This is a genomic window from Microcoleus sp. C2D2 (genome assembly GCF_036702495.1).
In the GTDB taxonomy this organism is placed as follows: domain Bacteria; phylum Cyanobacteriota; class Cyanobacteriia; order Cyanobacteriales; family Microcoleaceae; genus Microcoleus.
This window is the reverse complement of the sequence record NZ_JAUBTO010000078.1, coordinates 26,263-37,680: the sequence shown is the minus strand read 5'-3', so window position 1 is coordinate 37,680 and position 11,418 is coordinate 26,263. Positions and strand designations below refer to the sequence as shown.

General features: G+C 46.7%; 14 protein-coding genes. 11 read left to right on the top strand and 3 right to left on the bottom strand.

Going from position 1 to position 11,418, the window contains the following annotated elements; genetic code table 11:
• From QUB61_RS22920 to QUB61_RS22895, 6 genes are all read left to right on the top strand, one after another.
• On the top strand, window positions 1–201 hold a 201-nt coding region (locus tag QUB61_RS22920; RefSeq protein ID WP_333128749.1), incomplete at its 5' end, for a hypothetical protein.
• Between the two features lie 68 nt (window positions 202–269).
• Window positions 270–575, top strand: coding sequence for a hypothetical protein (locus QUB61_RS22915; protein WP_333128747.1), 306 nt, complete (start codon window positions 270–272; stop codon window positions 573–575).
• Complete coding sequence (locus QUB61_RS22910) at window positions 575–853, top strand: hypothetical protein (RefSeq protein ID WP_333128745.1); 279 nt, start codon at window positions 575–577, stop codon at window positions 851–853. The genes QUB61_RS22915 and QUB61_RS22910 overlap by 1 nt, the downstream gene beginning before the upstream one ends.
• Before the next feature lie 15 nt (window positions 854–868).
• Window positions 869–1,240: a hypothetical protein gene (locus QUB61_RS22905; RefSeq protein WP_333128742.1), complete on the top strand. Its 372-nt coding sequence runs from the start codon at window positions 869–871 to the stop codon at window positions 1,238–1,240.
• A 50-nt stretch (window positions 1,241–1,290) separates the two neighbouring features.
• The gene (locus QUB61_RS22900; RefSeq protein WP_333128740.1) at window positions 1,291–1,698 is read left to right on the top strand and encodes a hypothetical protein; all 408 of its coding nucleotides are present in this window, start codon (window positions 1,291–1,293) and stop codon (window positions 1,696–1,698) included.
• A 61-nt stretch (window positions 1,699–1,759) separates the two neighbouring features.
• A complete protein-coding gene (locus tag QUB61_RS22895) occupies window positions 1,760–2,242 on the top strand; it encodes a hypothetical protein (protein WP_333128738.1) in 483 nt (160 codons plus the stop codon).
• A 63-nt stretch (window positions 2,243–2,305) separates the two neighbouring features.
• On the opposite strand, the gene QUB61_RS22890 is transcribed toward QUB61_RS22895, so the two are convergent.
• Window positions 2,306–2,533 carry a hypothetical protein gene (locus tag QUB61_RS22890; protein WP_333128735.1) on the bottom strand — a complete coding sequence of 76 codons (228 nt, stop codon included), beginning with the start codon at window positions 2,531–2,533 and terminating at the stop codon, window positions 2,306–2,308.
• A 425-nt stretch (window positions 2,534–2,958) separates the two neighbouring features.
• Here QUB61_RS22890 and ribD point away from each other — a divergent pair, with 425 nt between their 5' ends.
• Both ribD and QUB61_RS22880 read left to right on the top strand, forming a co-directional pair.
• Window positions 2,959–4,134 (top strand): bifunctional diaminohydroxyphosphoribosylaminopyrimidine deaminase/5-amino-6-(5-phosphoribosylamino)uracil reductase RibD, encoded by a 1,176-nt coding sequence (ribD, locus tag QUB61_RS22885; protein ID WP_333128731.1) that lies wholly within the window; start codon window positions 2,959–2,961, stop codon window positions 4,132–4,134.
• Window positions 4,135–4,186: 52 nt separating this feature from the next.
• Window positions 4,187–4,798 (top strand): hypothetical protein, encoded by a 612-nt coding sequence (locus QUB61_RS22880; RefSeq protein ID WP_333128729.1) that lies wholly within the window; start codon window positions 4,187–4,189, stop codon window positions 4,796–4,798.
• Window positions 4,799–4,980: 182 nt separating this feature from the next.
• Here the strand turns inward: QUB61_RS22880 and QUB61_RS22875 are convergent, their stop codons facing one another.
• A complete protein-coding gene (locus QUB61_RS22875) occupies window positions 4,981–5,895 on the bottom strand; it encodes a PPC domain-containing protein (protein WP_333128727.1) in 915 nt (304 codons plus the stop codon).
• Window positions 5,896–5,983: 88 nt separating this feature from the next.
• On the opposite strand from QUB61_RS22875, the gene QUB61_RS22870 reads away from it, so the two are divergent.
• Entirely contained in the window at window positions 5,984–7,687 is a 1,704-nt protein-coding gene (locus QUB61_RS22870; RefSeq protein WP_333128725.1) for an NAD(P)/FAD-dependent oxidoreductase, read from the top strand.
• Window positions 7,688–7,755: 68 nt separating this feature from the next.
• Here QUB61_RS22870 and QUB61_RS22865 read toward each other — a convergent pair whose 3' ends face one another.
• Window positions 7,756–8,535 carry a Uma2 family endonuclease gene (locus QUB61_RS22865; protein ID WP_333128723.1) on the bottom strand — a complete coding sequence of 260 codons (780 nt, stop codon included), beginning with the start codon at window positions 8,533–8,535 and terminating at the stop codon, window positions 7,756–7,758.
• 188 nt (window positions 8,536–8,723) lie between these two features.
• Between QUB61_RS22865 and QUB61_RS22860 the strand changes: the two genes are divergently transcribed.
• Window positions 8,724–9,164 (top strand): FxLYD domain-containing protein, encoded by a 441-nt coding sequence (locus tag QUB61_RS22860; protein ID WP_333128721.1) that lies wholly within the window; start codon window positions 8,724–8,726, stop codon window positions 9,162–9,164.
• Between the two features lie 315 nt (window positions 9,165–9,479).
• Complete coding sequence (locus QUB61_RS22855) at window positions 9,480–11,303, top strand: ABC transporter ATP-binding protein (protein ID WP_333128719.1); 1,824 nt, start codon at window positions 9,480–9,482, stop codon at window positions 11,301–11,303.
• The last annotated feature ends 115 nt before the right edge of the window (window positions 11,304–11,418 follow it).

Here is an 11,418-nt window from a genome sequence, read left to right as displayed (position 1 = left end):
GAAAACTTAGTTAAAAGCCCTAGGTTTTCTGAAACCATTTTGGCGTGTCAAGCGTTACTAGAAGAGGTCAATGGCTTGATACCCACTTCACACATGAAATTTCTCAAACTAAACCTCAGCTTGGCAGTTGACTTACTCAAGGTTTGTCAAAAGCAAGTTTTTAGATTAGTGCAGTTGCGACGCCGGGATTGGTTCGTTTAAGTCCTTTTTCACAAGTAGCCGGCAACTGTAGCCGGCTAAGCCAGAAAATACACTCGAGAGCAAGCATTATGAACAACATCCACGAATACTACGACAACATGGCTGATATTTCTGTCTCAACGCGACAGGCAATCGAAAGTCTAGAGCTAGCCAGACAAAACGTACAGGAAGCGTTACGTACAATTAACAGTTCTAAAAAACACGGTGGTGACACAACAATTTCCTTCGTTTCAAATGTCACTACAAATGATGTACACCGCAACCTGTTGTTCTTTGAACTATTGCTAAACCAAACTTTTGGTGTAACCAACACACTTACTTTCCAAGAACTGCTAGAGCTAACGAAGTATTCAGCTAGTGAGGAAGAGTTCTGATGAGCAAGAACGAAATTCACGCTCGATTATCACCTCAGTTGATGGAAGCGCTTAAGCGTATCTGTAGCGACAAAAGCTGCAATTTGTCAGATATTGTCCGTGCAGCGCTTGTGTTGTATGTCGATGTACGGGAATGTCCCAATCTCTTTGAACAGCACAAACTTTCAAAAAGTGAAGACAGCTTAGAGATTGGCTTAATTGGAACATCTCTAGAGACAACAAGAGCAACACCCGACTTGCTTGACCAACTCACACCTGATGACGTTATTGATTGGTAAAGGAGTAGAAATGTGATGACCGACCAAGAGTTAATTCAACAACTGCAAACAGCTATGTCCCTTTTAGCTGACATTCGCCGAGAACTTAGTCAACGTCAAGTCAAAGCACCTGTTTCGAGTGAAGTGAGGTTAGCGAAAGCACCCTCAGCAAAGAACGACCCCCTTGAGTTCTATGTAAGCTGTTGCACCATGAAACAAAACAGTGAAATTACTGCTGCTGAGCTTTTTTACGCTTATAAAGACTGGTGCTTTAATAACGGTTCCCTGACGCGGGGTCGTAGACCCTTCTTTGACGCAATAGCGCAATTGGGCGCGCCAGATGGCATAACGGGAGTAATTCGAGGGAAGAGTTACACGTTTAAAAATCTTGCTCTTAAGGCAGGTTAAATTGCCGTCCGAAATTGACGTTAAACTAATCCTTTTACCTTACAAAACAAATGCAGAAACTACCTACCTTTAACAGTGCCAAACACGAATTTACTTACTTTGCAACTATGACAATGAAGAACGCAATGGCTGTTCAAGCGATGGAAAATCGTCTGAACGTTATGGCGGAAGCAATCAACGCATTAATTGACAGGGATTCAAGTGTTGATTTAGAGACTTTTAAAGCGACTTTTTTAAAAGAGCTAGCAACACTACTTGACCAAGAGAGTGAATTTGAGTTTTCCAATAGTTTATTCGACTTATTGGGAACTGAAAGAACCGATTTAAAAGATAGCATTAGATTGCTCGAGCTTCAGCTTCAGACGTTAGCCGAAAGAGTCTCAAAAATAGAATCAGCACTTGGTCACGAGAAAATCTCCGAAGGCGACAAGCCCAACATCTTTGACCTGCTGGTTTAAGTTCATTTTCACAAATAGCCGCCTAACACGGGCGGCTAAGCTCAGAAATAGAGATAAATATATGAACGTAAACCCTAAAAGTTTAAAAAATCTAAAACCCGGTGCGAATCGCAAGGACGCTGTAAGGGTGACACTGACCCTTAAACCAGAAACGGTCAAGCTCCTCAAAATGACCGGGAACATGAGCCAAGCGGTGGATAAGTTCATCGAACTGATTAAGCAAGGGTGCGTACAACACGACGGGATGCTTAACCCGCTCCCTCGGTCGGAACCACAAAAGCTAGAGTCACAAGATACATACAACGAGAGTGAAGCGATCGCACTTCCGAGCCGGGATGAAATACCAGTTTACTGGACTGAGGTGCTTACCCGAAAGGACATGATAGAACGCGGGTTTGGCGCCCACAGGCTCGACAATATGCCCCGTGGTGCCACCGTGAGGGATGAATACGACGGCACACTGTGGTGGAAAGAGGCGATTAGCAAGAATAACGAGAGTTTGCGCCCACTGGGGTCACGGGCAGATACGGTGTGGTGTCGGTAACAGACACTTAAAAAGCCCCCTTTTTTGGAGGGCTTATTTTTATGCAGGTGCGGGCGATTGTAACTACTCGAAGCTACTTATCACGTAAGAAATAGCTTTTAAAAAAGATTCGATGTCGAGTCGCTGTGAGATTAACGGGTATTTTTCTTGCTGTACCGCAAATAAATAGCGACAGCAATCAATTACGGCGACAGACAGAGTTACTTTTGAGGGATTCTCAAGAAATAGAACAAAGGTGGCTTTTGCTTCCCGTTTCCAGAAAGCTTTAGGATTGAGTCCTTTACGTGGCATAATTATTTAGCTCCAAACGTTACACCTCAACGATTTGGGGAAGTCGTGGTTAGTGTGGTGGTGGTACACCGCGCTACCGCGCATCAATCTTCCTCAGTTATCACGATCGCACGGCTCAAGTGCGCTGTCAAGTCTACGTTTCCAGATTTAGCCAGCAACTGTAGCTGGCTACTTGTGAAAAAGCAAGCTAGTGCAGATACATTGTAGTGTCGGTAGAAGATTGATAGATGAGTTTGCTTGTAAGCGAGTATCAGGTAAGGGACACTGGGAGAGGTGGACAGGCAGTAACAAGGTTCAAGAGTTCCTAAAATGGCTGTTTTGCTAGAGCACTGATAGAAATTAATCAACTAAAACCCGAAAGTATTGATAAATCGTTAGTAACTGTAAGTCAGTACACTCAGGGATAGATATAATACCAAAATCTCATGGAAACTTTTCCGGCGGACGCGTCCGCGATCGCCAGCTTAGCTAACCGACAGCAGCAAGGTACAAAACAACTGGAAAACAGCGAAGTTCAAGAGTTCGATCGAGCCATGATGCGCCGCTGCATAGAATTGGCTCGCCGCGCTCTCGGCAAAACCGCACCCAACCCCCTCGTCGGTTCTGTAATTGTCCGAGACGGCAAGATTGTCGGCGAAGGGTTTCATCCCGGTGCCGGTCAACCTCACGCCGAAGTTTTTGCGCTCCGGGAAGCGGGGGAACTCGCCGAAGGAGCGACTGTCTACGTGAACCTGGAGCCATGCAACCACTACGGGCGGACTCCTCCCTGTTCCGAAGCTTTAGTTAAGGCCAAGGTGGCAAAAGTAGTGGCTGGCATGGTCGATCCGAATCCTTTGGTAGCTGGCACTGGGCTGGCCCGGTTGCGAGAGGCGGGCATTCAAGTGGTGGCAGGAGTGGAAGGGGAAGCTTGCCAAAAACTCAACGAGGCTTTCGTGCACCGGATTTTGTACCGCCGGCCTTTGGGAATTTTGAAATATGCGATGACTTTGGACGGTAAAATTGCTACCAGTACCGGCCACAGCGCTTGGGTGACGGGCCAGGAGGCTCGGAGCGAGGTACACCGGGTGCGCGTCGGCTGCGATGCTGTGATTGTTGGGGGAAATACGGTGCGTCTGGACAATCCCCTACTGACGAGTCACCAACCTGATAGGAATAATCCCCTGCGCGTGGTGATGAGCCGCACTCTGGATTTGCCGAAGTCGGCTTGGTTGTGGGAAACCTCTGTGGCGCCTACTTTGGTGCTGACTGAACCTGGGGTTAACCCCGAATTTCAGGAATTTTTGATCGCCAAAGGGGTGGAGGTTGTGGAGATCTCGCCGCTGACACCGACTAATGTTATGGCTTATTTGTACGATCGATCTTTTCTTTCTGTACTCTGGGAGTGCGGCGGCACTTTGGCGGCGAGGGCAATTGCTGAGGGTGCAGTTCAAAAAATTATGGCTTTTATTGCTCCTAAAATTGTCGGCGGCCAAGGATCTCCAACTCCTGTGGGAGATTTGGGGTTTTCCGCAATGACTGATGCTTTGACTTTAGAGCGGGTTTCTTGGCGCGCGGTGGGTGCAGATTGTCTGGTGGAAGGCTATTTGAAAATTAAAGATTGAAAGTTAAAAGCGAGTCTTTTTAGTTTTTGATTTTTAACTTTTAACTCCTTTTATGGTGGAACTTCTGATTTGGAGTTTGATGGTTGGCAGTCTCGGCTTGGAGGCGGCACTCGCGGGTGTATTGGTGAGCCACGAGCAATTGGCGGCGGGGCAAAAATACGACGAGGAGGAGGAAGTTTTGACTCAGTACGAATCTCAAGAGGATGATTTTAATGCGCCTGAAAATGCGCGCTCGCATGGCAATCCCAAATCGCCTCCCAATCCTGTTAATTTGAAGGTTTGGGAGTACAAGATTGTGCGGGCTAGCAGCGATTTGTTTCGCAATCCTGCGATTTTTCACAAGCTGTGCCGGGAAGAAGAGGAATTTGGCTGGATTTTGCTCGAAAAGCTCGACGACAGGCGGGTGCGGTTCAAACGTCCGATCGCCCTGCGGGACGCCCCGAGGCCCAATTTACCGCCGTTTGACCCTTACCGCACTCATTACGGCCCGCTCTCGAATGCGATGACGGCGGCCGCGGCGATCGTGTTTCTGTGTGCGATCGTCCTTCCTGCTGTTTTGGGCTATGCTTTGGTGTCTACTACTCTCACCAGAAGTCGCTCTAATTGGCCTCCTACCCCGGTTCAATCTTTGCCCTCTCCCAGCGGGCAAAAAACTAATAAGTGAAACCAGGGCAAATTGTCGCTCGCCCTTTTTGCAGCCTGTTTTCTAGCAAGTCTAAATCATTTGTAAACCAGATTTTTTTTACGAACCGCGAAGGCGCGAAGACCGCGAAGGAAGAGGGGAGAAGTGAGGAGAAGTGTGTTTTTTTTGTGACTGATTTAGGCTTGCTATATATTAATTTAATTTTAAGTTTGGGGCGGTATTACTGAGGGAGTGGATAGCAATCTCAAGTCATAATTTGTATCGCCTTGAAATTGAGAAACGCGGACGAAATAAGTCCCCGCGGGTAAAGCCCCATTGCTGACAATTGTTTCTGATGCCGTGCCTAAATTGTTAGACGAAGCAATAAAATCCTCTAATCCAACTGCGCCGTTGCCGTTGAGATCCTGAATTAATTCTATATCAACATCGGCAATCAAACCCTCAACAGTTACACTGAAAAGGCTGGGAGTATTGAGGATGAAACTGTAAATGTCGGCTGGTTCAGCAGCTCCTACAAAATCGCTCGCTGTTTGAATTCCTCCGAGAATGCCCAGGCTTTTTGCTGCGTTCAAATTGTCGGCGGGATCGGGGAGAGTGCTCAACAGTCCTTCTTGTAGGCCGAATTGAATGTAGTGGTCGATCGCGCTTTTAACTGCGCCGCTTTGGACTGCTGCTGCTACCAGCGGATATTTTTCTAGATAAAAGCTGGGATCGAAGAAAACGCTGGGTTTGCGGTTTTCTAATTGACCGACTTTGAAGTAGTGTTCAAATGGGGTAAATTGATTTGTTTGGACTGCTATCTGAACGTCTGGGTTGCTTGCTAGATAAAAACCAACATCGAAGAAAGGGTTGGGGTTGCGTCGTTCAAATTGACCGAATCTGATAAAGTGGTCGGCGGCTGAAAAGCCGTTGAGTTTGGCTGATACCGCTACATCTGTATTGGTGTCTAAATAATAGCTGGAGTCGAATAGGGCATTTGGGTCGCGATTTTCAAATTTGCCAATTTTTCGGTAGTGATCGAAGGGACTCGATACCGTGCCTCTGGCAACTGCTACGGCGACATCTGGGTTGTTTTCGAGATAAAATTTGCTGTCGAACAGTGTTCTGAGGGTTAGCATTATTAAAAAAATCTCTCTGGACTTTAGTCTGGAAAGTACACGATCGAGAATCCAGTTTACATCAAAGTTTTGTGAGGATGTCTTAATTATGGCTAAATCTGCACTGATGGCTATGCTGCGCCGCGCTGCGACTATTGCCCAGAAATCTAGGGAAACTGGCATTCCGGCTGATGAACTGCTGGGGATGCTGACCGACCGCATTCCCAATTCTCGCCTATCTCGCCGCCGCTTGCTGCACGGGGGCTTAGCTGCTGCGGGGGCTGTCGCTGCTGCGACTTTTACCAGGGAGGGAGGGGGAGCTTTTGCTCAACAGGGCGGACGATCGCCGATTTTGGTTGTGGGTGCGGGGATTGCGGGTTTGACGGCGGCCTATCGCTTGCGCCAAGCGGGTGTGCGCGCCGATATCATCGAGGCAACTAACCGCCTGGGGGGGCGGATTCGCACTATTCCCAAGGTGGCTGGAACGCTGATTCCGGCGGAGTTGGGGGGAGAATATATTGACACCGGCCACACTACTTTAATCTCGCTGGCGACGGAATTGGGTTTGCGGGCGATTGACTTAGACCAAGTGCAGAGTGAATTGGTCAAGGATACTTTTTTCTTTCAAGGGCGACGATATCCTCTTGAGCAAATAATCGCGGATTTTGCGCCGCTAGCAACTAAAATTAATGAAGATGTGGAAGCTATTGGAGATAACATTAGCTATCAAGATTTTACGGAAACAGCGGAAAGATTGGACAATCTTTCGATCGCTCAATATCTAGACCAAGCTGATACGAGCACGCTACTGCGACAATTGTTGCGGGTTGCTTATACGGTATTCTACGGTCGAGATTCCGAGGAACAGTCGGCGTTAAATCTGCTGTTTTTAATCGGTTCTGAACCTGACAGTTTTGAATTGTACGGCAACAGCGATGAGCGTTATCAAATTGACGGCGGCAACAGTCAAATTATCGACCGTTTGGCGGGTCAATTGTCTGGTTCGATCGAGGCGGGGACGGTTTTGGAAGCGATTACTCTTTTGCCGGATGGCCGCTATCGGGTGAGTTTGCGATCGGGACAAAGTGCCTTCGATCGCACTTACGAGCGAGTTTTGTTAACTTTGCCGTTCAGCACTCTGCGAGACGTTAAAATTAACGTACCTTTGCCCCAACCAAAGCGCAGGGCGATCGAGCAGTTGGGTTACGGTACTAATTCTAAGTTAATTACTGGCTACCGCAGCCGAATTTGGCGGGAACTTTATCGCTCGACTGCTTCTGTTTATAGCGATTTAGAATTCCAGAGTACCCGGGAAGCTACGCCTTTTGCCCCTACTCCTAACGGTTTGATAAGCACTTTGACAGGAGGAAAGCAGGGTTTGTCCATCGGTGCCGGAACTCCAGAAGACCAAGCACAAAGATTTTTGAACCAATTTGAAAGAGTTTTTCCCGGAGTGAGAAATTTGCGATCGGGCAAAGCTGTGCGAGCTTATTGGCCGGGAGAACACTTTTTCAAAGGTTCTTATGCGTGCTATTTAGTCGGACAGTGGACGCAAATGTACGGCGTTGAAGGCGAACGAGTTGGGAACTTATTTTTTGCCGGCGAACACACTTCGCTGGAAAATCAAGGTTACATGGAAGGCGGTTGCGAAACTGGACAAAGGGCGGCTGTTGAAATTTTGCAAGATTTGGGTTTGATAGCTTCTGCTGATACTTTGAATGCTCGAACTGCGAGCAGTTTGAACAGTCGCCGTCCCAGCCTAAAAGTTCCCGGAGCGCGCAATCTTCGGAATAGGAAGCCGAGTATTAGATAATATGGAGTAATTGCGGACACGGCAATGCCGTGTCCCTACAGATAGGGCGTACAACTAGGGCGTACAACTTATCCAATAATCTCGTCCGGGTTAATTCCCCGATCGCGCAAATATTCAGCCAGTCGTTCGGCCCGTTCACGTTCGCGATCGGCCCGTTCACGTTCGCGATCGGCTCGCTGGCATTCTGCAGCTAACTGTTCTACACCCCATAAAAGCAGATTTCCTGCTTCATCCCACCATCGCAACCAATAGCCTGTACGCTGTTCTTTCTCCCCTCGCCACGTTCCTAAATACAAACCAAAATCTGCCATCCAGTGACGACCTTCCGCGTCGGGAAATTCTAGTTCGTAGTTGCCATTTTGCAAGCGATATACTTCTAGCAATCCCGTTTCTGGGTCAAAAATAACGTAAGTTGGTACTCGCAGAATTTGTTCGTAAAAAAACCACTTTCCCGGAGGAAAAGTACGTTTAATAGAATATTCCCCGCCGTCTGTTTCCGACAAGAATTCCATGACAATGGTCGGGATTTCTCCTTCCAAGTTTGGGGTATAACTTTTGCGGTCTCTTCTCGATTCTGCGGGCAGTACCGACGGTACATAAACCCAATCAGGTGCTTTGATTACTAACTCGCCGTTGACAGTAGCGCAAATGCCAAAGTTGCTAGCTATCAGCATTAGTGGCCCGATCGATCCTCTCAGTTCTAAGATTTCTCGCAGTGCTCCAGCAATTAGCGGTTGACCTGTATTCTCCACTGGTTTTTCTTCTAATTGGAAGTCGTCTGGCAACTTCTCCCAAGTTACGATCAGTTCTAAGGTTTTTTGTCCTGGGTTATCTTGAGTAACGACCATGACTTTACTTTACTTTCTCAATTTTGATGTCTTATCATAGCACAATACAGCTTGAGGGTGGCGTACCCTAAATATAGATATGCTAGCCCAAATTTTACGTGACTTATATTGTAGAATGAATTTCAAACAATGCCCAAACAAACATGATTTTTTTATATTTAACAGTAGCTTTATCAACAAATTTTCTCATGTCGCCGATATCGGCTCGCCCTTTGCTTGCAGACGCTACAAATACAATTGCTCAAAACTCATCAGTTGACGAGCCGTTTTGCTATATCAAAACCCCCGACGGCAAAACAGTAGACTTGGGCAAGTTGTGCGAGAAACAGCCAGCTTCGGGAACTTCCCAAACTTGCATTCCCGGTTCCAACATTTCTGCAAAAGTTTCAATTGCGGCGGCAAATTATGACGGCAACTTTTTCAGCGGTCAAGTGCTTAATCAAGGCTGCAAAACAATCAAGAATGTCAAAGTCAATTATGAAGTTTTGGATGAGTCAGGCAATTTAATTGACAACGGATTTATCTACGCTGAACCAGTTACTCTTGCACCCGGACAGTCAGCGGCTTTTCGGGGTGCAGTTGTCGCGGGGGCTAAGGTGCAGGCGACTCATGCAGACGGTCAAGAATGATTTTAGATTTTAGATTTTAGATTTTAGATTAAAGAATTGAAGAATTGGACAATTAACCCCACGGATGAATCCGGGGGCTTTGTATCCCGGGTGCTTTCGGTGAAGAACGATTGTTGAGATTTGCCCGATCGCTGTTATCATATTCTGGCTCCGATATCTCTATGACTTACGCAGAGATCCCCCTAAATCCCCCTTAAAAAGGGGGACTTTGAATAATAATCTTGTCCCCCCCTTATTAAGGGGGGTTAGGGGGGATCGAAGTTTGAATATTATTGCAGAGATCCCCAAAAACAGAATTTGCGAGGGCAAAATATCTTGAAAACTCGATCGACATACTGGCAAATCTTACCCTACCTCCGTCCCCAAAAACAAACCATCGGTAAAGCATTAGCTTGTACCGTAGTATTTACCATATTTTGGCCGATTATAGCGTGGCTAGTTGGCGAAACTGCCAAATTTATAGGTAAAGGAGATTTACAAGGGTTCGCTCAAATTGCTGCACTCAGCGCCATTATCTTTCTAATTCGCGGTACAGCCCAGTACGGTCAAGATACGCTGATGGCAAAAGCAGCTTTGACAATTGCTTTTGAAATCCGCAAAAAAGTCTACTCCCACCTGCAAAATCTCAATCTCGGCTACTTTGAAACTGCCAAAACAGGAGACTTATCCTACCGCCTCACAGAAGATATTGACCGCATTGGCGAAGTCGTAAATAAATTTTTTCATCAGTTTATCCCTTGTGTTTTGCAGCTAATTGCGGTTCTGGGATATATGATTTATCTCAACTGGCAATTAACCTTGGGTGCATTAATTATTGCACCGCTGATGGCTATCTTAATTGGCTGGTTTGGCGAGAGACTGCTGAGTTACTCGCGCCAAAGTCAAAATCGCATCTCTGATTTATCCGCTTTGCTGACAGAAGTATTCAGCGGCATTCGTTTAATCAAAGCATTTGTTGCTGAAGACTACGAAATTGCCCGCTTTGCAGAAGAAGCTGAACAAAACCGCCGCGCTAAGTATCTGTCAGAACGAATAAAAGCACTTCAGTTCGTTGTAGTTGGCTTTCTGGAAGCGATGAGCGTAATTTTGCTCTTTTTCCTGGGAGGTTGGCAAATTTCTCAAGGAAATCTCACAGGTACTCAATTTATCAGTTATATCGCAGGGGTGGCACTTTTAATTGACCCCATCGCTATTACAACTGCTAATTACGGGGATTTTAAGCAGGGAGAAGCTTCTAGCGATCGCATTTTTGAACTATTAGAAATAGAACCAACAATAGTCGAAAAACCGGGCGCGATCGAACTTCCCCCTGTTACGGGCAAAGTCGAATACCGCAACATTAATTTTGCCTACCCCCCTCAACCCTCCCTCGATGGGGGGGGAAAACAGCCTCAACCCCCCCTTGATAAGGGAGGAAAACAGCCTCAACCCCCCCTCGATAAGGGGGGGCTAGGGGGGGTTCCGATTCTCCAAAACATGAGTTTACTGGCACTTCCCGGAGAAATGATTGCTCTCGTGGGTGCATCCGGTGCGGGTAAAACTACTTTAGTAAATTTACTACCGAGATTTTACGATCCGCAAGCGGGACAGATTTTAATTGACGGTATTGATATTCAAGATGTCACGTTAAATACTCTGCGCAGGCAAATCGGAATTGTACCGCAAGAAACGATTTTATTTTCGGGTACGATTGCTCAAAATATCGCTTTCGGTCAATCTTATTATGAACTGAAAGATGTTCAAAAAGCTGCGGAGATTGCTAACGCTCATCAATTTATTAGTCAGTTTCCCGAGGGCTATCAAACTTGGGTAGGAGAAAGGGGTGTAAACTTATCTGGCGGGCAAAAACAAAGAATTGCGATCGCCCGTGCAGTTCTGCTCGCTCCCAGAATATTGATTTTGGATGAAGCGACATCGGCGCTGGATTCGGAATCCGAAGGTTTAGTGCAAGAAGCGCTGGAAAGATTGATGCGCGATCGCACGGTGTTTATTATCGCTCACCGCTTGGCTACTGTGCGGAGAGCCGATCGCATTTTAGTTTTGGAAAAAGGCAGAATTGTCGAATCTGGGACGCACGAGGAGTTGCTGGAAAAGGGATCTCGCTACGCAGGCTACTACGCTCAACAGTTTAGTCAGTAGGCTGCGTTAGAAACCGGGTTTTTAGCCGTTTCTGCTGGTCTCAACGAAGTATTCAAGGGAAAAAACCCGGTTTCTGACCACCCGTGCGTAAGCGATGCTTGGGATAACTCTAGTA